21 protein-coding genes are annotated in these 21438 nt (G+C 63.6%); 12 read left to right on the top strand and 9 right to left on the bottom strand.

What is annotated here, in order from left to right; all coding sequences use genetic code 11:
* Positions 1–20 precede the first annotated feature (20 nt).
* Positions 21–680 (bottom strand): S24 family peptidase, encoded by a 660-nt coding sequence (locus F8N82_RS08605; protein ID WP_038994840.1) that lies wholly within the window; start codon positions 678–680, stop codon positions 21–23.
* A gap of 131 nt (positions 681–811) precedes the next feature.
* Here F8N82_RS08605 and F8N82_RS08600 point away from each other — a divergent pair, with 131 nt between their 5' ends.
* From F8N82_RS08600 to F8N82_RS08585, 4 genes are all read left to right on the top strand, one after another.
* Complete coding sequence (locus F8N82_RS08600) at positions 812–1144, top strand: DUF6124 family protein (RefSeq protein WP_038994839.1); 333 nt, start codon at positions 812–814, stop codon at positions 1142–1144.
* 446 nt (positions 1145–1590) lie between these two features.
* Positions 1591–2103 (top strand): DUF4880 domain-containing protein, encoded by a 513-nt coding sequence (locus F8N82_RS08595; RefSeq protein WP_038994837.1) that lies wholly within the window; start codon positions 1591–1593, stop codon positions 2101–2103.
* A 49-nt stretch (positions 2104–2152) separates the two neighbouring features.
* Positions 2153–3301 carry a M14 family metallopeptidase gene (locus F8N82_RS08590; protein WP_038994836.1) on the top strand — a complete coding sequence of 383 codons (1149 nt, stop codon included), beginning with the start codon at positions 2153–2155 and terminating at the stop codon, positions 3299–3301.
* Positions 3302–3446: 145 nt separating this feature from the next.
* A complete protein-coding gene (locus F8N82_RS08585; protein WP_338918975.1) occupies positions 3447–4724 on the top strand; it encodes a hypothetical protein in 1278 nt (425 codons plus the stop codon).
* Here F8N82_RS08585 and F8N82_RS08580 read toward each other — a convergent pair.
* From F8N82_RS08580 to F8N82_RS08570, 3 genes are all read right to left on the bottom strand, one after another.
* A complete protein-coding gene (locus tag F8N82_RS08580) occupies positions 4721–5218 on the bottom strand; it encodes a PaaI family thioesterase (protein WP_095162872.1) in 498 nt (165 codons plus the stop codon). The genes F8N82_RS08585 and F8N82_RS08580 overlap by 4 nt on opposite strands.
* 108 nt (positions 5219–5326) lie before the next feature.
* A complete protein-coding gene (locus F8N82_RS08575) occupies positions 5327–6736 on the bottom strand; it encodes an amino acid permease (RefSeq protein WP_038993878.1) in 1410 nt (469 codons plus the stop codon).
* Between the two features lie 75 nt (positions 6737–6811).
* The gene (locus F8N82_RS08570; protein WP_095162870.1) at positions 6812–8302 is read right to left on the bottom strand and encodes an L-piperidine-6-carboxylate dehydrogenase; all 1491 of its coding nucleotides are present in this window, start codon (positions 8300–8302) and stop codon (positions 6812–6814) included.
* A 150-nt stretch (positions 8303–8452) separates the two neighbouring features.
* On the opposite strand from F8N82_RS08570, the gene F8N82_RS08565 reads away from it, so the two are divergent.
* Together F8N82_RS08565 and F8N82_RS08560 are read left to right on the top strand one after the other, a co-directional pair.
* Positions 8453–9370 (top strand): LysR substrate-binding domain-containing protein, encoded by a 918-nt coding sequence (locus F8N82_RS08565; RefSeq protein WP_038994832.1) that lies wholly within the window; start codon positions 8453–8455, stop codon positions 9368–9370.
* Positions 9371–9449: 79 nt separating this feature from the next.
* Positions 9450–10700 (top strand): 2-aminoadipate transaminase, encoded by a 1251-nt coding sequence (locus F8N82_RS08560; protein ID WP_095162868.1) that lies wholly within the window; start codon positions 9450–9452, stop codon positions 10698–10700.
* Here the strand turns inward: F8N82_RS08560 and F8N82_RS08555 are convergent.
* Positions 10697–11332 carry an ArsR/SmtB family transcription factor gene (locus F8N82_RS08555; RefSeq protein WP_095162938.1) on the bottom strand — a complete coding sequence of 212 codons (636 nt, stop codon included), beginning with the start codon at positions 11330–11332 and terminating at the stop codon, positions 10697–10699. The two genes, F8N82_RS08560 and F8N82_RS08555, sit on opposite strands and share 4 nt — an antisense overlap.
* Before the next feature lie 75 nt (positions 11333–11407).
* Here F8N82_RS08555 and F8N82_RS08550 point away from each other — a divergent pair, with 75 nt between their 5' ends.
* Positions 11408–11905 carry a DUF2938 domain-containing protein gene (locus F8N82_RS08550; RefSeq protein WP_038994829.1) on the top strand — a complete coding sequence of 166 codons (498 nt, stop codon included), beginning with the start codon at positions 11408–11410 and terminating at the stop codon, positions 11903–11905.
* Here F8N82_RS08550 and F8N82_RS08545 read toward each other — a convergent pair whose 3' ends face one another.
* Entirely contained in the window at positions 11906–12193 is a 288-nt protein-coding gene (locus tag F8N82_RS08545; protein ID WP_038994828.1) for a hypothetical protein, read from the bottom strand.
* A 167-nt stretch (positions 12194–12360) separates the two neighbouring features.
* On the opposite strand from F8N82_RS08545, the gene F8N82_RS08540 reads away from it, so the two are divergent.
* Complete coding sequence (locus F8N82_RS08540; protein WP_038994827.1) at positions 12361–12798, top strand: hypothetical protein; 438 nt, start codon at positions 12361–12363, stop codon at positions 12796–12798.
* Between the two features lie 122 nt (positions 12799–12920).
* Here F8N82_RS08540 and F8N82_RS08535 read toward each other — a convergent pair whose 3' ends face one another.
* Positions 12921–13865 carry a LysR family transcriptional regulator gene (locus F8N82_RS08535; RefSeq protein ID WP_038994826.1) on the bottom strand — a complete coding sequence of 315 codons (945 nt, stop codon included), beginning with the start codon at positions 13863–13865 and terminating at the stop codon, positions 12921–12923.
* Positions 13866–13948: 83 nt separating this feature from the next.
* Here F8N82_RS08535 and F8N82_RS08530 point away from each other — a divergent pair, with 83 nt between their 5' ends.
* The 3 genes from F8N82_RS08530 to F8N82_RS08520 all read left to right on the top strand — a co-directional run bounded on the left by F8N82_RS08530 (position 13949) and on the right by F8N82_RS08520 (position 16787).
* Positions 13949–15001: a Gfo/Idh/MocA family protein gene (locus tag F8N82_RS08530; RefSeq protein WP_038994825.1), complete on the top strand. Its 1053-nt coding sequence runs from the start codon at positions 13949–13951 to the stop codon at positions 14999–15001.
* 167 nt (positions 15002–15168) lie between these two features.
* Positions 15169–15624 carry a type II 3-dehydroquinate dehydratase gene (gene aroQ, locus F8N82_RS08525; protein ID WP_038994824.1) on the top strand — a complete coding sequence of 152 codons (456 nt, stop codon included), beginning with the start codon at positions 15169–15171 and terminating at the stop codon, positions 15622–15624.
* Complete coding sequence (locus F8N82_RS08520; protein ID WP_218231870.1) at positions 15621–16787, top strand: Gfo/Idh/MocA family protein; 1167 nt, start codon at positions 15621–15623, stop codon at positions 16785–16787. Before aroQ ends, F8N82_RS08520 begins: the two co-directional genes overlap by 4 nt.
* Here the strand turns inward: F8N82_RS08520 and dsdC are convergent.
* Both dsdC and F8N82_RS08510 read right to left on the bottom strand, forming a co-directional pair.
* Positions 16780–17712, bottom strand: a complete 933-nt coding sequence (gene dsdC / locus F8N82_RS08515; RefSeq protein WP_038994823.1) for a DNA-binding transcriptional regulator DsdC — start codon at positions 17710–17712, stop codon at positions 16780–16782. The two genes, F8N82_RS08520 and dsdC, sit on opposite strands and share 8 nt — an antisense overlap.
* 2 nt (positions 17713–17714) lie before the next feature.
* Entirely contained in the window at positions 17715–19067 is a 1353-nt protein-coding gene (locus tag F8N82_RS08510; RefSeq protein ID WP_038994822.1) for a D-serine ammonia-lyase, read from the bottom strand.
* Positions 19068–19243: 176 nt separating this feature from the next.
* On the opposite strand from F8N82_RS08510, the gene fusA reads away from it, so the two are divergent.
* Positions 19244–21349 (top strand): elongation factor G, encoded by a 2106-nt coding sequence (gene fusA / locus F8N82_RS08505; protein WP_038994821.1) that lies wholly within the window; start codon positions 19244–19246, stop codon positions 21347–21349.
* The last annotated feature ends 89 nt before the right edge of the window (positions 21350–21438 follow it).

Genomic DNA, 21438 nt, shown 5'->3' with positions numbered 1-21438 from the left:
GCCCCGCGATCAGATTCACCTCAAAACTTGACCAATGCCTGCACCACCACCCCCAGCAACTCACACTGCTCGGTGCACAAGGCCTTGGGATAGGTCGGATTGAGCGGGCGCAAGTAGCGCTGACCGCCCTCCTCGCTCAACTGGCGAAAGCTGGTTGCCGTGCTGTCAGGTGAACGCGCGATCACCAGCTTGCCGGGTTCGGCCTCAAGCCCGGTATCGACCAGGATCAACATCCCCTCCGGCACGCTCAAGCCCAGCGGCGCGGTCATCGCGTCACCTTCAACCTTGAGCCAGAACGCCCGCCCCTGCGCCTTATAGTCGGTTGACTGGCGCGGGCAGTCGTCGGCCACCTCGAGCTCGTCAAGATTGCCCCATGGCAGAACCGGGTACCGAAAATACAGTTCGTGCTGTAGGCCATCGGCGCCAGTAACAGTAGTTGGATTGCCCAACACCGTGTAGGAACCGTTACTTTCAGCGACCTGATGAGGGAATACCATCTGCAACGGCGGCAGGCCTACCTCCACCAGGATCTGGTTGAGCACCTTGAGCTTCGGCTCGCGCTCCTCACGCAGCCAATGGCCCACGGCGCCTTGAGTGACCCCGATGCGTTCGGCGAGATTTTCCTGCGTGACCTTCAGTTCACGCATCCTGGCTTTGACCAGGTCAGTCCATTTATCCATCGCTGGCACGATACGGACTGCCTCTTGGCGCTCAATACACATATTGTAGTATTTAAACAATCGCAATAACTACATATCGTATTAGTATCCCCGAACACCTCTTTTCGCTTACCCAAACAGCAGGCAGCCGAATGAAGCCGACAATTCCTGACACGGACCTCAGCTTTGACAAACACGCATTAAGTAACAGTGACGCCGCCCGGCGCGCGCTGGATTACTACCTCAATCCGGCCCCCACCAGACTCGGCCCTGACGAGCCCCTGCTGGTCGCCCGCGAAGGCCTCAGCAGCGCCCAGGCCACGGCCCACGCCACCAACCTGTTGCGCTGCGCCGCCGCCACTGCCTACGAATCGGCGGACGGCCTGCAAGGGGTGCCGCGGGACCTGGCGCTGGCATCGATGCACATGATCAACATGGCCAGGGCCATGCTTGAACGCACAGCAGCCAACCAGGACCATGCCTGAGACAGGTTCGCATGTGACGTGGAGAGTCGACCGCAGGCGGGTGCTGGTGTCCGCCGGTCAGGAGGGAGTGCATTGCGTAAAAGTTTTTTACGCAATGACAGAAAATTCATTTGACTTGCAAATGATAACGATTACTATTGCTCACAACTGGTCGCGAGACTGGTTGGATAAACTGAAAGCCCTTAGGTCGGACTCTCAGATTATCTCCTCATCAGGCTAATCACGGTTTTTGACCCGGCTTTTTGCCGGGTCTTTTTTTTGGTCTTCAGGCTAATGAAGAGGGGTGTTGCTTGAATGGCCGCGATGATAGCAAATGAATGTCGCGCAGTGAATGGTTGTAACAGCGCTTTGCAGAATTAGCACTTGAGAATCAATCTCGTTACGATTAAGCTGTTACAGCATCACGGAAGACGCCCCCACTCCACCGACCAGCAAGGAGCTTGTACATGACCCGTCTGTTGCTGCCCCTTGAACACAATCCCCTTTCCCACGACCTGGCGGACGACGCTTTGCTGCAGCGGCTGAAAAAGCTGCCGCGCCGCGTTCAACAGGTGTTTTTGCTCAGCCGCCTCGATCAACTGTCGTTCGCCAGCATTGCCGAACGCCTGGGCCTGCCCGCGCTCACCGTCGAGCGCCACATGAACCAGGCCCTGCAAGCCGCACGCGAGGGGCGTGACGCCCTGGCCAGTGTTGCCGGCCAATGGTACGTGCGCCTGCAGAGTCCGGATGTCACCGCCAGCGAGCGCATCGACTTTCGCCGCTGGCTGGACAGCGCGCCCCAGCACCGCGAGGCATTCCATGCCACCGAACTGCGTTGGCGCACCTTGCTCGCCCCGGCCCGCCAGTTGGGCGAAGACGGCTGGTACCGGCAACCACGGGCCGCGCTGTCGCTGGGCGGTTGCTCGGTGGCCATCGGCCTGGGCCTGGCGGCATTGGCAGCGATCGGTTTCTGGTCCTGAGCCAGGCGTGTAGAGTAGTTGCCACAACAACTCTACATGGAGCCTGGTGATGACCGTGACGCTGCCCCCCCTGCATATCGACTGCGATTTCGATTCCGGCAACATTCTCGTCAAGGATGCCAGTGACCCTACACGGGTGCGCCTGGATATCCGCCCCGACACCAGCAGCGACCACTTCCAGTGGTTTCACTTCAAGGCCGACGGGCTGACGCCGGGCCAGCGCCATGGCTTTATCCTGGAAAACGCCGGCGCCTCGTCCTACCGCGACGCCTGGAGCGGTTACCAGGCAGTGGCCTCCTACGACCAGCAGCAGTGGTTCCGCGTGCCGACCACCTTCGACGGCAAGGCCCTTGAATTTCACCTCAAGGCCGAACAGCCCCAGGCCTGGTTTGCCTACTTCGAGCCCTACCCGCGGGCGCGCCACAATCAATTGATTGAACGGGCCAAAACCCTTCCCGGCGTCGAACTGCTGGCCACCGGCCGCAGCGTCGAAGGCCGCGACATCCAGCTGCTGCGCGCCGGCAGCGGCGAGCCGGGCAAGCGCAAGCTGTGGATCATCGCCCAGCAGCACCCGGGCGAGCACATGGCCGAGTGGTTCATGGAAGGGGTGATCGACCGCCTGCAAGACAATGACCCGACCATCCAGGTATTGCTGCAGCAAGCCGACCTGTACCTGATCGCCAACATGAACCCCGACGGCGCCATCCACGGCCACCTGCGCACCAATGCCAAGGGCCAGGACCTCAATCGCGCCTGGCAGGATGCGAGCATCGACACAAGCCCGGAAGTGTTGTTCGCCCAGCAGCAGATGAGACTGCATGGCGTCGACCTGTTCCTCGACGTGCACGGCGACGAAGAAATCCCCCATGTGTTCACCGCCGGCTGCGAAGGCAACCCCGGCTATAGCGCGCGTATCGTCGCACTGGAAACCACCTTCCGCGACAGACTGTGTGATCGCACCGTGGATTTCCAGCAGCTCCATGGCTACCCGCGCGCAGCTCCAGGCGAGGCCAACATGACCCTGGCCTGCAACAGCGTCGGCCAGGCCTATGATTGCCTGTCGCTGACCCTGGAGATGCCGTTCAAGGACCACAACGACGCGCCCAACCCCGAGACCGGCTGGAACGGCCTGCGCAGCAAGAGCCTGGCCAGCGCTGTGCTCGACGTGTTCGAAAAAATGGTCAGCACCCTGCGCTAACGCAGCTGGCGGGCTGGATCAACCGCCCTGGCAGGCAAAGCAAAGACCTGCCGGGGCCTTCCCACCCTAAATGGCGGCCACCAACGCCTCCGTTTAGGAACCCGCCCCATGACCACCCGCCTCCCCCTGCGTTCAAGGCTGCCCCCTGTGCCTGCTGCTTGCCCTGCCTCCGGTTCAGGCCCTTGAGCTGTACGCTGATGACGACACGCACCTGAACGCCAACTTCCTCGCCGTGTATGGCCTGTTCAACAGCCGCAAGAATTACGACGGGACCACGGGGGGTTCGACCTGGCGTGAGGGCTTCATCAAATATGGCCTGAGCGCCGACCAGCGCCTGGGCGAGCTGGGCACGGTCTACGGCACCGCCAACCTGGTCAGCTCGGCCACCTGGGGCGACGGCGATGCCGCCGGTATCAGCGATGGCAGCGAACGCACCACCAAGTTCGACGAAGCCTTCGCCGGCTGGCGCTCCGGCAGTTTGATTCCGGCACTGGGCGACGATGGCCTGGACCTGTCGTTCGGTCGCCAGGTGATCACCCTCGGCGATGGCTTCATCATCAACGACGACGGCTTGAACTTCGGTAAAGGCCCGGCCGATGGCGAGCTCAATCGTGGCGGCGCCTATTACCTGGCCGCCCGCCATGCCTTCGACAAGACCGCAGTGCTGCGCCTGGGCGGCAAGGAAGGCCTGCACGCCAGCCTGCTGTGGCTGAAGTCGGACAACCGCGCCCAGGCCAACAGCGAACTGGCTGCCAGTACCCTGGCCTACAGCGCCGCCCCCGGCACCCTGGAGCTGACTTACATCCGCGGCCTGAATGTCGATGATCGTTACGCCAGCGAGTTCCAGAAACAGCGCGAAGGCATGGACATCTACAGCTTGCGCGGGGCCGGTGACGCTGGAGTCGAGAACGCGCATTTTGCCTTCGAGTATGCCTGGCAACACAAGGACGCGGGGCCTGAGAAAGCCTGGTACGCCGAGGCCGGCTACACCTTCGCCGATGTGCCCTGGCGCCCCGACCTGACGTACCGCTACAGCCGCTACTCCAAAGGCTGGGACTCGATGTTCAACGGCATGAACCGTGGCTACGGCACCTGGTTCCAGGGCGAGGTCACGGGCAACTATTCGGGGCCGTTCAACAGCAACAACGACGTGCACTTTGTCGGCCTCAAGGCCACCCCGGCCGAGGCACTGACCCTGGGCGTGCTGCTGTTCAACTACAAGACCCTGCACGAGCGCGGCACGCTGAACCTCGATGGCCGCGAGCTGGACCTGTACGCCGAATGGGCGGTCAGCGAACACCTGATCATCAGCCCGCTGCTGGGCCTGTACCAGCCGCGCAAGAGCAGCGATAACGGCGGCAACCAGGTGGGCGGCAATGGCACCAACGTCTACAGCCAGCTGACCATAGCAGTACCGTTTTAAGCAGTACCGTGGGCCTTGTGCTTGAGTTTTTCGGTATCGACACGGACGAACACCGAATCGGCCGTCACGGTCAGCACGTCGTCGGCCCAGACCTCGCAGATCACCCGGGTCTTGCGCCCGACTTCACCCTCGACCCGAGCCTTGAGCAGCAACTCGACGCCCATGGGCGTGGGCTTGAGGTAGGTCAGGTTAAGCTGGCCGGTGACGCAATCGATGCGCGGCAGGCTGCCCGGCTCACGGCCTTCGGCACGGTAGTGATAGGCCATGGCGGTCCAGTTGGAATGGCAGTCGACCAGCATCGCCAGCAAGCCGCCATAGACCAGCCCCGGCCAACCGAGGAAGGTACTGTCGGGCGAGTGGCGGCACAGCAGGTGGATACCGTCGGCGTCCCAGTGGCTCTGCAGGTGCAGGCCGCTGGGGTGGGAACAGCCGCAGCCGTAGCAGACGCCTTCGGGGGCGGCGAGTTCCTGCAGGGATAAGGCTTGGGTACTCATAGGCTTCCTGATTGTCGGTTATTGGTGGGAAAGCGATCCCGATAGTAACGCCGCAGCACGAAAAAGCCCATGAACCGGTCATGGGCTTTTGCCTTGCCAAATGCCGCGCTAGAGGCCTTTGCCCGATACCGCCGGGCTGCCGGCCGGCTCGCTGGCCGGGGTTTTGCGCCGGGTCAGCGAAATCAGCAGGATGGCCAGGGTCACACCTGCAGTCATCAGGGTTTCATAGCGGTAAGCCGGGCTGATCAGCATGTAGCCCAGCACCAGGGTGATCAGGCCGATCACCAGCCAGGTCAACCACGGGAACAGCCACATCTTGAACGCAAGCTCCGTGCCCTGGCGGTCGGTGATGGCGCGCATGCGCAGTTGCGACACGGCGATCACCAGGTACACCAGCAAGGCGATGGCGCCGGTGGTCGACAGCAGAAAGCCGAAGACCTTGCCCGGGAACACGTAGTTGACCAGGCAACCGGCGAACCCGGCGAAGGTCGAGAGAATCACCGCCACGGTAGGCACGCCATTGCCGGAGATACGCTTGGTCATCTTCAGCGCTTCGCCGCGCGAGCCCAGCGAGTACAGCATGCGCGAGGCGGTATAGAGGCCCGAGTTCATGCAACTGGTCACCGCCACCAGCACCACCAGGTCGACCATCAGCTTGGCGCCCGGCACGTTGAGCACTTCCAGCACCCGCTGGAACGAACCCACCGCCTTGAGGGCCGGGTCGTTCCAGGCCACCAGCGAGACAATGAAGAAGATCGAGACGATGTAGAAGATCGCGATGCGGTACACCACCAGGTTGGTGGCCTTGCGGATCTTGTCCTTGGGGTTGGAGGTTTCGTCGGCAGCGATGGTGACAATCTCGGCGCCGAAGAACGAAAAGATCGTCACCAGCACGCCGCCGAGCACCGCGCCAAAGCCGTTGGGCATGAAGCCGCCGGTTGCCCACAGCTGTTGTACGCCCGAGACCTCGGCCAGGGGCCAGAAACCGAACACCGCCAGAGTGCAGACACCGATGAAGGCGAGAATGGCAATGACCTTGATCAGGGCGAACCAGTACTCGAATTCACCGAAGTTCTTCACGCTGATCAGGTTGGTGCCCGACAGCACGATCATGATCAGGAAGGCAAACAACCACGACGGTACGCCGGGGAAGTAGGCATGCAGGATATCGGCGCCGGCAATCGCCTCGACCGGAATGATCAACACCCAGAACCACCAGTACAGCCAGCCGATGGTAAACCCGGCCCAGGGCCCGATGGCTTGGCTGGCGTAGGTGGAGAACGAGCCGCTGTTGGGGTTGGCGATGGCCATTTCCCCGAGCATGCGCATGACCAGCAGCACCAGCAGGCCGGTCATGGTGTAGGAGATCAGGATGGCCGGCCCGGCGGTGGCGATGGCCGTGGACGAGCCAATGAAAAGCCCGGCGCCGATGATCCCGGCAATCGAGATCATCGACACCTGGCGCGAGGTCAGACCGTGTTGCAGCGAACGCTGTTTCTTTTGTTGTAGCGATGCCATGGGTAACCCTCAACTGCTGATTCTTATGCTCATTGCGGGGCAAGTGGGAGCGGGCTTGCCCCGCGATAGGGCCCGTCAATCGAACACAATCCCCTGCGCCAACGGCAGTTCACGGGAATAGTTCACGGTATTGGTCTGCCGACGCATGTAGGCTTTCCATGAATCCGAGCCCGACTCACGGCCACCGCCGGTTTCTTTCTCACCGCCAAACGCCCCGCCAATCTCCGCACCGCTGGTGCCGATGTTGACGTTGGCAATCCCGCAGTCACTGCCCGCCGCGCTCTGGAAGCGCTCGGCTTCGCGCAGGTCGGTGGTGAAGATGCACGAGGACAAGCCTTGCGGGACTTCGTTGTTCAGGCGCAGGGCTTCTTCAAATTCGTCGTAGGCCAGCACGTACAGGATCGGTGCGAAGGTTTCATGCCGCACCACGGCGCTCTGGCCTGGCATCTCGACGATGGCCGGGGCCACGTAGTAGGCATTCGGGTACTGGTCCTGGATCTGCCGCTCGCCGCCAAACACCTGGCCGCCTTCATCACGGGCCTGGGTCAGGGCATTCTGCATGGCGCTGTAGGACTGCTTGTCGATCAGCGGACCGACCAGGTTGTCTTTACGCGGGTCTCCGATACGCACTTTGGCGTAAGCAGCTTTTACCCGAGCAACCACTTCGTCCTTGATCGAGCGATGAACAATCAGCCGGCGCAAGGTAGTGCAGCGCTGGCCAGCGGTGCCGACGGCGCTGAACAGGATGCCGCGCACGGCCAGATCCAGGTCGGCACTGGGCGCAAGAATCATCGCATTGTTGCCACCCAGTTCGAGGATGCTGCGACCGAACCGTGCGGCCACACGCGGGCCGACTTCACGGCCCATGCGGGTGCTGCCGGTAGCGCTGACCAGCGGCACGCGCGGGTCGTCGACCAGGGCTTGGCCGGCGTCACGATCACCGATGATCAGTTGGCTCAGGCCTTCTGGCGCATCACCAAAGGCCTTCAGGGCTTTTTCGAACAGGGCCTGGCAGGCCAGCGCGGTCAGCGGGGTCTTCTCCGACGGCTTCCACACCACGGCGTTGCCGCAGACCAGCGCCAGGGTGGTGTTCCAGGCCCAGACCGCAACGGGGAAGTTGAACGCGCTGATGACACCGACCACACCCAGCGGGTGCCAGGTTTCACGCATGTGGTGGCCCGGGCGCTCGGAGGCGATGGTCAAACCGTACAGCTGACGCGACAGGCCAACGGCGAAGTCGCAGATGTCGATCATTTCCTGCACTTCGCCCAGGCCTTCCTGGGTGATCTTGCCGGCTTCGATCGATACCAGCTCGCCGAGTGCCGCCTTGTGCTCACGCAGCACTTCGCCGAACAGGCGCACCAGTTCACCACGCCGTGGTGCCGGCACATCGCGCCAGTGCAAAAAGGCTGCTTGCGCGGCATCGATACGGCGGGTTACCGCCTCTTTGTTTTCCAGGGTAAGCGCTGCGATCTGGCTGCCGTCGATGGGCGTAAAAACAGCATGCGTGCCGCCGTTATATAAACTTTCGGACACGCCCAAACGGGTAAGTAGTTCAGCAACCATCTTATTATTCTCCTACAGCGGATACGGGTTGAAATCGTTGATGCAGGTCAGTATTAATCTATAGGGCCGCTGCTCACAAACGACCTTTTAGAAGCACATGATTCCGTAACGGAATGACCTAATCTCTTTTTCGCCAGGTTGACCTCGCCCATGTCCAAACGCCTGATGCCCTCCACCACCGCCCTGCAGTGCTTCGAAGCCGCCGCCCGGCACCTGAGCTTCACCCGCGCCGCGCAAGAGCTGCACCTGACCCAGAGCGCGGTGAGCAAGCAGGTCGCGCAGCTCGAAGAAATGCTCTCGCACCCGCTGTTCCAGCGCATTCGCCGGCGCCTGCACCTGACCCCGGCCGGCGCCCTGTACCTGGCCGAGGTAAACAAGATCCTCGTGCAGTTGGACATGTCCAGCCGCTACATCCTCAGTTACGGCGGCGAAACCGAGGTGTTGCGCATTGCCACCCAGCCGACCTTCGGCGAGCGCTGGCTGGTGCCCAACCTCAAGGGCTTCGGCGAGCGTCATCCGCGTATTCACCTGGACATCCGCAACGAACTGGAGCCCTTCGACCTGGTCCAGGCCAAGGCTGACATCGCCTTCTTTTTCGGCCAGGGCACCTGGCCCGGGGCAACCTGCATCGAGCTGTTCAAGGAGCAGGTGGTGCCGGTGTGCGCGCCGGAGCTGCTGGCCCGGCAGCGATTCGACAGCGCCGAATCGCTCACCCAACACCGCCTGCTGCAGTGCACCTCGCGGCCCGAGGCCTGGCATGAATGGTTCCTCGGCCAGGGCCTGCACACCCAGAACAGCTACCACGGCCCGCGCTTCGATACCTTCTACATGTGTATCCGCGCCGCCCAGGCGGGCTGCGGCATCGCCCTGATCCCCCGCTACCTGGTGGCCGAAGAGTTGGCCGAGGGCAAACTGGTGATCGCCTGGAACCATCGGAAAACCAGTGAGGGCTCGCACTTTATCGCCCACGCCGAGCATGCTGCCGAGGTGCCCAAGGTCCGCGCCTTTGTCGAGTGGATCGCTGAACGGCTACGCCTGGCCGGGAAAGTTCCAGAATTGAAGGAATGATTGCAATCCAATATTTCGTTTGCGCTCAATTACCGCGGCTCGCTTAGATAATAAGAAACTGCAACGAGGCCGCGGGCACATGAGTCACGAAACTATCAGCCAGTCTATTTCCGTAGTTCACCCTATTACACTGTCCCACGGTAAAAACGCGGAAGTCTGGGACACCGACGGCAAACGTTATATAGATTTCGTTGGCGGCATTGGCGTATTGAACCTGGGCCATTGTCATCCGCGGATTGTCGCGGCCATCCAGCAGCAGGCCACGCGCCTGACCCACTACGCCTTCAACGCCGCCGGGCATGAACCCTACATCGAACTGATGCAGCGCCTGGCGCAGTTCGTGCCGGTGTCCTATCCGCTCAGCGGCATGCTCACCAACAGCGGCGCAGAAGCGGCAGAAAACGCCCTGAAGATCGCCCGCGGGGCCACTGGCAAGACCGCGATCATCGCCTTCGACGGTGGCTTTCATGGCCGCACCCTGGCCACCCTCAACCTCAACGGCAAGGTGGCGCCCTACAAACAGCGGGTCGGCGTACTACCAGGGCCGGTGTATCACCTGCCCTACCCCAGCCAGGACACCGGAATCACCACCGAACAGGCACTGCAGGCCCTGGAGCGCTTGTTCAGCGTCGAGATCGACGTCAATGACGTGGCCGCCTTCATCTTCGAACCGGTTCAGGGCGAAGCCGGCTTTCTGGCCATGGAACCTGCATTTGCCCAGGCCTTACGCCGCTTCTGCGACCAGCACGGCATCCTGATCGTCATCGATGAGATCCAGTCGGGTTTTGGCCGCACCGGCCAGCGCTTCGCCTTCCCGCGCCTGGGCATCGAGCCGGACCTGCTGTTGCTGGCCAAGAGCATCGCCGGTGGCATGCCGCTGGGCGCGGTGGTCGGGCGCAAGGCGCTGGTCGACAACCTGCCCAAAGGCGGCCTTGGCGGCACCTACTCCGGAAACCCGATGGCGTGCGCCGCCGCGCTGGCGACCCTGGAGGAAATGAGCGATGCCAACCTTTCGACCTGGGGTGAGCAGCAGGAAGCGGCGCTGCTCAGCCGTTTCGAGCGCTGGCAGGCGAACAAGCTCTCACCTTACCTGGGCCGCCTGACCGGCACCGGCGCCATGCGCGGGATTGAACTGCTCAAGGCCGACGGCACCCCGGCCACGGCACAACTGGCGCAACTGCTGGCAGCGGCCAGGAGCGCCGGCTTGCTGCTGATGCCCAGCGGCAAGGCCCGGCACATCATCCGCCTGCTGGCGCCACTGACCATCGAGCCTGACGTATTCGCAGAGGGCCTGGACATCCTCGAGCGCTGCCTTGGCGAACTGGTTTAACCCTGCAGCGGCTCGGGCCACTGTTCGACGCCCTGAAGGTAGTGCCGTGCCCTGAAGCCCCCGGCTTTCAGGGCCGTCACCGCATCACGGGAAAACACGCACCAGGGCCCGCGGCAATAGGCGACCACTTCCTGGCTGGCCGGCAATTCGCCCAGGCGCTGCTGCAACTCAGCGAATGGAATATTGATCGCACCCGGCAAATGCCCCTGGGCAAACTCCTCGGCCGGGCGCACATCGAGCAGGGTCACGCTGCGTTCCTGCAAACGCTCAAGCAACTCTTCCCTGCTGATCGCCTCCAACTGCTCGGGTGCGCTCACGCTGTCGCTCATCAACTCGCGGATTGCCGCGCGGTTGAACGCGGCCAACTGGCCGAGCGCCACCAACACCTCGGGGATCGGCCCGGCGCTGAGCCGGTAGAGCACGCGCTTGCCATCGCGGCGGGTCTGCACGAAACCGGCACGGCGCAAGTGCTGCAGATGCTGGGAGGCGTTGGCCACCGACAGCTCGCACTGCTGGGCCAGTTGCTCGACGGCAAGCTCGCCGTCGGCGATCTGTTCGAGCAGGTTCAAGCGATGGGCGTGGCCAAGGGTCCGCGCCAGTTCGGCGATGTGCTGGTGTTGCTGGGTTTTCATATCGGTCATTGACAGGAAGGTAGCATTGGCCAATCATTCAATCAATCTATTGAATGTTATTGAGTGGAGTACGCCATGCTTGCAGGAATAACCCTCGCGCTACTGATTGGCTTGACCGCCACTGCCCTCGCCGATCTCTGGTCGCTATTCCAGCAGCGCGTATTGGGCATGGGCGGGCCGAACTGGGGCCTGGTCGGACGCTGGATCGGCCATATGCCGCGCGGGCAGTTTGCCCATCAGAGCATCGCCAAGGCGCCTGCGCTGGCCAATGAACGATTGATTGGCTGGACCGCGCATTACAGCATCGGGGTGATTTTCGCCGGCTTGCTGCTGGCGATCTGCGGGCTGGAGTGGGCGCAGCAGCCACGCTTTGTACCGGCATTTGTGCTCGGCCTGGCGACGGTGGCGGCGCCCTACCTGGTCATGCAGCCCTGCATGGGCGCAGGCCTCTTCGCCTCGAAAACCCCCAAGCCGAATGCGGCGCGGGGCCGTAGCCTGCTGTCCCATGGCGTGTTTGGTGTGGCTTTGTACCTGGCCGGGTTGGTCTGGGCTGCCGTGCTGCAGCCCAACTGATTACAGGCCCAGTTCTTCCGGCGTGAGCATGTCGCTCTCAAACGCGATCCAGCCACCTTCCAGTTCGGCATGGCCGTTGACGATCGGGCCGTAGTAGCTCAGGCCGTTTTCCAGGGTCACGCAGAGATGCGTGGATTTGCTCGGGGCGGCCAGGGTCCCGACAAAGTGGACCTTCTTCAGCGACTCGGTAACGGCTTCAAGGCCAACCCGAATCGCAACGTTTTCCACGGCTTCGACGTCATCATGCTGGTCGTCGCTGACGGTCACGGTGGCTGTGTAGTTGTACATGGTCGAACTCCAACGACAATTCTATCGGCGTCTGCTGACGCGTGCGGGCGCATAGGGTAAAGGAGCGGCACGGAAAAAGCCCGCGGCCATCGACGAGGTGACGCACGAAGGTACCCTCGGCCCGCCCCGGCTGGTATTGTGCCCCTCGGTAAAAACCTGTCAGAGGAATGACATTGAGTGCTGAACAGAACCTGACCTCGGACATGTTCGAGGTCGACAAGCGCCTGGGGCTCAAGCCCGTGGTGGATTTCAACAACTACCTGGGCAAAGCCTTCGGTGACGGTCCGTGCACCTGCATCCGCTGCCGCAGCAGTGGCAGTGACGAAACGGGCTACGAGTACCAGCACACGTTCGTTCTTGACGGCCAGACCCTCAACCGCCGCTTTGCCAACACCGCGGGCAGCGATGTGCTCAATGCGCTGAAGAAGGCCTGGCTGTCGTATACCAAGGCCGACTTGCCGGCGCTGGGTACACTGGACCTGACCGCAGTGAAAGGCTTCGTCGAGCCGCAACTGCACAAGCGCTTGCTGCCGTTGTTCCTGGCCAGTGGCCTGGTGCGTGAGATTGACGGGCAATGGATGCTGCAGGTGCAGGCCGGCGATTGAGTACCCGGGGCTGCTCTTCGCAGCCCATCGCCGGCAAGGCCGGCTCCCACAGTTCTGTGGTCTGTACAGCACCTGTGGAAGCTGGCTTGCCAGCGATTAGGCCGGTCCTGCCAAATGCGCCCTCACCCGCCCACCGCCAAGGCAAACGGCCCCTGCGCCAGTTGCTCACGCAAGAACGCCACGCAACTGCGCACCTTTGCCGAACTGCTCGAACGCGCCGCCGTCACCGCCCAGACATCCGCCGGCTGGTAATACGCCGGCAACACCCTGACCAATGAGCCGTCCTGCAAGCTGCCGGCCACGTCCCAGTACGAGGCCATGATGATGCCGTGCCCGTCCATGGCCCACTGGCGCACGATATCGCTGTGGTTGGCGGCCATGGGCCCGGTGACCTTGACCGTTTCCGGACCGCCCGGCCCGAGCAGACGCCACACGCCAAAGCGATCGTCGCGGCTGCGAAACAGCAGGCAGTCATGCTGGGCCAATTCCGCCGGTACCCGCACCGGGCCGCGCCGCGCCAGGTACTCTGGCGACGCCGCCAGTACCCGCTTGTTCTCGGCAATACGATGGGCGATCAGGTGTTTTTCCTGCACTTCGCCGACGCGGATGTCGATATCGAAGTTCTCGCCAATCAGGTCCACGCGCCGATCGAGCAGCTCCAGCCAGATATCCAGGGTCGGGTAGCGCTTGCGCAACAGCGACAGGATCGGAGCGATGTGCTCGCGCCCCAGGCGCAGGCTGGTGCTGATGCGCAAGGTGCCGCGCGGTTCGCTGTGGGCGCCGGACAGCGACTCGAGCATCGACTCGACGTTCTCGAGGATCTTCTGCGCCCAGACGAACGCCGCCTCGCCATCGCTGGTGATGTTGACCCGCCGCGTGGTGCGGTTGAACAGCTTGACCCCCAGCAGCGTCTCAAGGGTGGCAATGCGCTTGCTGACATGCGCCGGCGACAGGCCGATCTCGGTGGCTGCGGCGATGAAGCTGGAGCGCCGCGCCACTTCGCAGAACAACTGCAGGTCGCGCAGCAGCGGGTCATTATTCGCTAATAGCGCATTCTGATTCTTCATCTGGCCCGATTATCTCCTGGGACTTTTTTATTAGCCTCTCACAAAACCGCTGTCGCGGTCCGCATAACAATAATGAGAGCGCCATGAACAAGATCCGCATTGCCGTCGCCGGCGCCGGCCTGATTGGCCGCAGGCATATCGAACTGATCCAGGCCAGCGCCGAGTGCGAACTGGCCGCCCTGGTCGACCCGGCCCCGGCCGCCGCCGAACTGGCGACCAGCCACGGCGTTGCCCTCTACCCAGGCCTTGAGCAACTGTTCGCCGCGCAGCGCCCCGATGGCGTGATCCTCGCCACGCCCAATCACCTGCACGTCGAAGGCGCCCTGGCCTGTGTCGAACACGGCGTCGCCGCGTTGATCGAAAAACCCGTGGCCCACACCCTGGACGAAGGCAAGCGCCTGCTGGCCATCGCCGAGCAAACGGGCGCGCGGCTGCTGGTCGGCCATCACCGTGCCCACAGCGCGATCCTGGCCAAGGCCCGCGAGGTGATCGGCGAAGGCCTGCTCGGCAACCTGGTGGCGGTGATGGGCAGTGCGCTGTTCTACAAGCCCGACGACTACTTCGACGCCGCGCCCTGGCGCCGCCAGATCGGCGGCGGGCCGGTGCTGATCAACATGATCCACGAGATCGGCAACCTGCGTTCGCTGTGCGGAGAGATCGTCGCCGTGCAGGCCCAGGCCTCCAGCGCCACCCGTGGCTTTGCCGTGGAAGACAGCGTCGCCATCAGCCTGCGCTTTGCCAGCGGCGCCCTGGGCACCTTCATGCTTTCCGACACCGCCGCCTGCGCCCGCAGTTGGGAGCAGACCGCGCGGGAGAACCTCGACTACCCCAGCTACGACGATGAAGACTGCTATGTGATCTGCGGCACCCAGGGCTCGCTGTCGATCCCGAGCATGCGCCTGAAGTACTACGAGCAGCGTGCCGAGCGCTCGTGGTGGAAGCCCTTCAGCAGCGCCGTGGCGCCGCTAGCAAGCGCCGACCCGCTGGCCCGCCAGCTGGCCCATTTCTGCCAGGTAATGCGCGGCGAGCAAGCGCCGCTGGTCAGCGTGCGCGACGGCTTGCGCAACCTGCTGATCGTCGAAGCCATCAGCAGCGCCGCTCGCAACGGCCAGATCGTGCGCACCGACAGCCTCTGAGGCTTTTTTCCAGCGCTACGCCTCCATAACAACAAACGGAGACAGACAGATGGCCAACCATCCCGACAAGCACGTGTTGCTGCTGTGCATGGCAAGGTCGACGCGCTGAGCCTGGACAAATCCACCTACGACGCCCTGCGCGCCAACGCCCTGACTGGAAACCACCCATGAATACCCTGCTCGTGCTCAACGGCCCCAACCTGAACATGCTCGGCCTGCGCCAACCCGAGGTCTACGGCCGCGAGACCCTGGCCGACGTCGAAAGCCTCTGCCAGCAGGCGGCCAGCCGTCTGGAACTGAAGCTTGAGTTCCAACAGACCAACCACGAAGGCCAGTTGATCGACTGGATTCACCAGGCCCGTGGCCGGGTCGCCGGGATTGTCATCAACCCCGGTGCCTGGACCCACACCTCGGTGGCGATTCATGACGCCTTGATTGCTGCCGAAGTGCCGGTGATCGAGGTGCATATCTCCAACGTCCACCGCCGCGAAGCCTTCCGCCATCACTCCTATGTGTCGCTGGTGGCCAAGGCGGTGCTGGCCGGTTTCGGCACCCACGGCTACGTGCTGGCCATCGAACATTTCGCCCGTGAACTCAAGCACGGCAACGGAGGCGCCCAATGAAAACCATGGCCGACCCACAGCAACGACTGCGCCTGGGCTTTGTCGGCGGCGGCCTGGAGTCGTCGATCGGTTCGACCCACCGCTACGCGGCGTCACTGGACGGGCATTACCAACTGGTCGCCGGAGTCTTTGCCCGTGACCCTGCGCGCAACCTGGCCGCAGCCCATGCCTATGGTGTTGCGCCAGAGCGCGCCTATGCCGACTTTGCAGCCATGGCCAAGGCCGAAGCCGCCCGCGAGGACGGCATCCAGGTAGTAGCGATCATGGCGCCCAATGCCGTGCATGTGCCGGCCAGCCTGGCGTTTCTCCAGCACGGTATCGATGTCATCTGCGACAAGCCGCTGGCGGCCAACCTCAGCGAGGCCAATGCCCTGCTCGAACAGGTCCGCCGCGGCCCCGCCCTGCACCTGCTGACCCACAACTACAGCGGCTACCCGTTGATTCGCGAAGCCCGCGAACTGATCGCCCAGGGTGCCATTGGCGAGGTACGCCTGGTGCAGGTCGAACACGCCAGCGCCTTCGGCACCCACCCGCTGGAACAGCAAGGGGTCAAGGCCCTGGCCTGGCGCACCGACCCCAACCAGGCCGGCGCTTCGTCGGTGCTGGCCGATGTCGGCGTGCATGCCCATCAGTTGCTGCGTTTTGTCACAGGCGAAGAAGTCAGCCAGGTCTCGGCCGAGCTCAGCACCCTGGTGCCAGGCCGCGTCTCGGACGACAACGCCCACGTCAAACTGCGTCTGAGCGGCGGCGGCCGAGGCTTGCTGTGGGCCAGCTTTGTCGCCGCCGGCCAGCGCCATGGTTTGCAAATCCGCATCTTCGGCTCAACTGGCTCGCTGTACTGGCACCAGGAACACCCCGAACGCCTCGAACTGCGCCACCAGGACCAGCCGCACCAGGTGCTGCGCCGTGGCGAAAGCTGGCTCAGCGACGCCGCCAGGCAAGCCACGCGAATCAAGGCCGGCCAGCCCGAAGGCCTGCTCGAAGCCTTCGCCAATATCTACAGCGACGCCGCCGAACTGATCAAAGCCCGTAGGGAGCAGCGCGCCCCGGCGCCCTTGGCACGCCTGTGCCCGACCGCCGAGGACGGCTTGCGCGGGATGGCGTTTATCGAGGCTTGTGTGCAGTCGGATCGCCAGGAGGGGCGCTGGATCGAAGTCAGCTGAGCGCACACTCGCGCAACCACTCAATCATCACCCGCAAACGCAGCGGTAACCTCTCCCGCGGCGGATGCACCAGGTAATAACCCTGCCCCGCCGCCTGGCTGAAGCCGCCCAGAGGCAGGATCAACGCGCCCTGATCGAGCAAGGGTTGCACCAGGCGCTGGCGACCGATGGCCACGCCAGCATGGTGGCCGGCGGCGGCGCTGCTCAGGTCGGAGCGGTCGAAGGTCAGATGGCTGGCGGGCAGGTGCTGCCGTACGCCCTGCTCACCGGCCCAGCGCTGCCATTCGACGTCGAAGGCGGCGTGTTCCCAGGCCAGGGCGTCGTGCAGCAAGGTGCACTGGGCCAGGCGCTCGGGATGGCCGATCAGGCCATGGCGTTCGGCGTACTGCGGGCTGCACACCGGGGCGACGCGCTCATCCATCAGCAGTTGACTGGCCAGCCCGGGAAACTCGCCATGGCCATACAGCAAGGCCAGGTCCACCGGGCGGGTACGAAAGTCCACCGGGTCGTTGCCGGTGCGGATGTCCAGGCTGACCTGCGGATAGCGCTGCTGGAAATCCGCCAGGCGCGGCACCAGCCAGTGCTGGGCCAGCGATGGCCGCACATACAGGCTCAGGGCACCGCTGACTTCTTCAGTCGACGGTTGCAGGGCTTCCTGCAGTTGCGCTTCCAAACCTTGCAGCACTTGATAGAGGCGCTCGCCCTCGGTGGTCAGGCGAATGCGCCGGGTCAGGCGCTCGAACAGGCGCAGCGCCAGGGCCTGCTCCAGGCGCGCAATGCGGTGGCTGACGGCACTGGCGGTCAGGCACAGCTCCTGCGCCGCCTGGCTGAAACTCAGGTGCCGGGCGACCGCCAGAAAGGTGTGCAAGTTGGCGAACTGGGCGCCGTTCAAGCGGGTAGCAAGGCGATCAGGCAGGTTGAGCATGGTCAATTGCCGGCCAGTTCAGCGCGGCCCCTGGCCAGGTAACGGTCCATCTCGTCGCGCGGCACCATGCTGCCACCGGTGCCCCAGACCAGGTGGGTGGCGCGGGCCAGGCGCTCATCGGTCAAGCCCAGGCGCTGACGGTAGCCTTGCTGCTCCTGCAGCACGTAAGACATACCCGCCAGCCCGGCCAGCGCCGACGGCTCGAGCTCGATACCTTCACACGCCTGCATCTGCGCCAACTGGCGGTACAGGGTGGCATCGCTGACGGTGTAGTAGCCGTCGATCAGGCGCTGCAGCGAGCGGCCGACAAAGCCCGAGGGCCGGCCCACCGCCAGGCCGTCGGCGGCGGTCAGGTTGTCGATGCCGAAGTCGTACACCGACACCCCGTCGTGTAGGCCGGTGTACACGCCGAGGAACATGCACGGCGAGTGGGTCGGCTCGGCGAACAGGCAATGCACCGCATCGCCGAAGATATGCTTGAGGCCGAAGGCCACGCCGCCAGGGCCACCGCCGACGCCACAGGGCAGGTAGACGAACAGCGGATGCTCGGCGTCCACCGCGATGCCCTGCTCCGCCAGTTGACGCTGCAGGCGCTCGGCGGCCACGGCGTAACCGAGGAACAGGTTCAGCGAGTTCTCATCATCGACGAAATGACAATGCGCATCGGCCTCGGCCTCCTGGCGCCCCTGCTCCACCGCCACGCTGTAGTCGGCGCTGTACTCGCGCACCTCGACGCCGCAGGCGCGCAGGCGGTCCTTCTTCCACTGGCGGGCATCGGCCGACATATGCACCGTGGCCTTGAAGCCCAGGCGCGCACTGATGATGCCGATCGACAAGCCGAGGTTGCCGGTGGAGCCGACCGCCACGCTGTACTGGCCGAAGAACGCCCGGGCCTGATCGCTGTCGAGCTTGGCGTAGCTGTCGCCCAGCTGCAGCAGGCCACCGGCCAGGGCCAGGTCTTCGGCGTGCTTGAGCACTTCATAGATGCCGCCGCGGGCCTTGATCGAGCCGGAAATCGGCAGCAGGTTGTCGGCCTTGAGCCACAGGGCGCCGCTTGGCGGCAACTGCTGTTCGGCGCAGAGCACCGCCTGCAGCGCGGGCAGCGGCAACAACGGCGATTCGATGATGCCGGCGCTGGGCTCGGTCTCGGGGAAGGCCGAGGCGATGAACGGGGCAAAGCGCTCGAGCCTGGCGCTGGCCTCACGGATGTCCTCGGCGCTCAGTGCCACGTCACCCAGGGCCTCGGCGCTCGGCGCCAGGGCCGGGTTGAACCAGCTGGTCGGGCGCAACGCCACCAGATCGGCGATCAACGGATGACTCTGACACCAGGCATTAACGGATTTTTCCAGCGGCATTGGGCGACTCCATCAGGCGGATAGAACGATTAAGCGTCAGCCCCAGATGCTTTACAACCGATGGTTACTCAGGCCATGGATGAACCTGCTTCAGCCATGGCCTGCCGTGCAAGGCGCCGCACTTCTGCTACCTTGGGAATACCCTCTTCTTGTGCATCACACACAGGTGACCCCTCATGGCGCGCACCACCCCCATCGAGCTGTACCGCAACATCGGCATCGTCGCCCATGTTGACGCCGGCAAGACCACCACCACCGAGCGCATCCTGTTTTACACCGGGGTCAACCACAAGATGGGCGAGGTGCACGACGGCGCCGCGACCATGGACTGGATGGCCCAGGAGCAGGAACGCGGCATCACCATCACCTCGGCGGCGACCACGGCGTTCTGGCAGGGCTCGACCAAACAGTTTCCGGACAAATACCGCTTCAACATCATCGACACCCCCGGCCACGTCGACTTCACCATCGAAGTGGAGCGCTCGCTGCGCGTGCTCGACGGCGCGGTGGTGGTGTTCAGCGGTGCCGACGGCGTCGAGCCGCAATCGGAGACGGTCTGGCGCCAGGCCAACAAGTACCACGTGCCGCGCCTGGCCTACGTCAACAAGATGGACCGCCAGGGCGCTGATTTCCTGAAGGTGGTCAAGCAGATCGACAAGCGCCTGGGCCACCACCCGGTACCGATCCAGCTGGCCATCGGCAGTGAAGAGCACTTCATCGGCCAGATCGACCTGGTGAAGATGAAGGCCATCTACTGGAACGAGGACGACCAGGGCACCAGCTACCGCGAAGAAGAGATTCCGGCCGAGATGCTCGCGCTTGCCAACGAATGGCGCGCGCACATGATCGAGGCCGCCGCCGAGGCCAATGACGAGTTCATGGAGCTGTACCTCGACGGCCGGGAGCTGAGTAACGAGCAGATCAAGGCCGGCCTGCGCCAGCGCACCCTGGACAACCAGATCGTCCCGGCGATCTGCGGCTCGTCCTTCAAGAACAAGGGGGTGCCGCTGATGCTCGATGCGGTGATCGACTACCTGCCGGCGCCGTCGGAAATCCCGGCCATCCATGGCACCGACCCGGACCACGAAGACAGGCACCTGGAGCGCCATGCCGACGACAACGAACCGTTCTCGGCGTTGGCGTTCAAGATCGCCACCGACCCCTTCGTCGGCACCCTGACCTTCGCCCGGGTCTACTCCGGCGTGCTCAGCTCCGGCAACGCCGTGCTCAACTCGGTCAAGGGCAAGAAGGAACGCATCGGCCGCATGGTGCAGATGCACGCCAACCAGCGCGCCGAGATCAAGGACGTGTGCGCTGGCGACATCGCCGCGCTGATCGGCATGAAGGACGTCACCACCGGCGACACCCTGTGCGATATCAATCAGCCGATCATCCTCGAACGCATGGACTTCCCCGACCCGGTGATCTCGGTGGCGGTGGAGCCGAAAACCAAGGCCGACCAGGAGAAAATGGGCATTGCCCTGAGCAAGCTGGCCCAGGAAGATCCCTCGTTTCGCGTGCGCACCGATGAAGAGACGGCGCAGACGATCATCTCCGGCATGGGCGAATTGCACCTGGACATCATCGTCGACCGCATGCGCCGCGAGTTCGGCGTCGAGGCCAATATCGGCAAACCGCAGGTGGCCTACCGCGAAAAAATCACCAAGACCTGCGAGATCGAAGGCAAGTTCGTGCGCCAGTCGGGTGGCCGTGGTCAGTACGGCCATTGCTGGATCCGCTTCGCCCCGGGGGCAGAAGGCAAGGAAGGCCTGGAATTCGTCAACGAAGTGGTCGGTGGCGTGGTGCCCCGCGAGTACATCCCGGCAATCCAGAAAGGCATTGAAGAGCAGATGCAGAACGGTGTGGTGGCCGGGTATCCGTTGATTGGCCTGAAAGCGACGGTGTTCGATGGCTCGTACCACGACGTCGACTCCAACGAAATGGCTTTCAAGGTCGCCGCCTCCATGGCCACCAAACAGCTGAAGGAAAAAGGCGGCGCGGTGCTGCTGGAACCGGTGATGAAAGTCGAGGTGGTGACCCCCGAGGAGTACCAGGGCGACATCATGGGCGACTTGAGCCGGCGCCGCGGGATGATCCAGGAAGGCGGCGAGACCCCGGCGGGCAAGGTAGTACGCGCCGAAGTACCGTTGGGCGAGATGTTCGGCTACTCCACCCAGATGCGCTCCATGACCCAGGGCCGGGCCAGCTACACCATGGAGTTCACCAAGTACGCCGAAGCGCCGGCGAGCATCAGTGAGGCGATCATCAAGAAACAAGGCTGATACGGCGACCGCTTCGCGGTCGATCGCCGGCCTTGCCGGCGATGGGGTGCGCAGCAGTGCCACCTCGAACAAAAGCCGATTGAACTCCC

The sequence above is a fragment of the Pseudomonas fluorescens genome (assembly GCF_902497775.2).
GTDB classification, from domain to species: Bacteria; Pseudomonadota; Gammaproteobacteria; order Pseudomonadales; family Pseudomonadaceae; genus Aquipseudomonas; species Aquipseudomonas putida_F.
The sequence above is the reverse complement of the archived record's forward strand: the minus strand, read 5'-3'. Positions and strand labels throughout refer to the sequence as shown.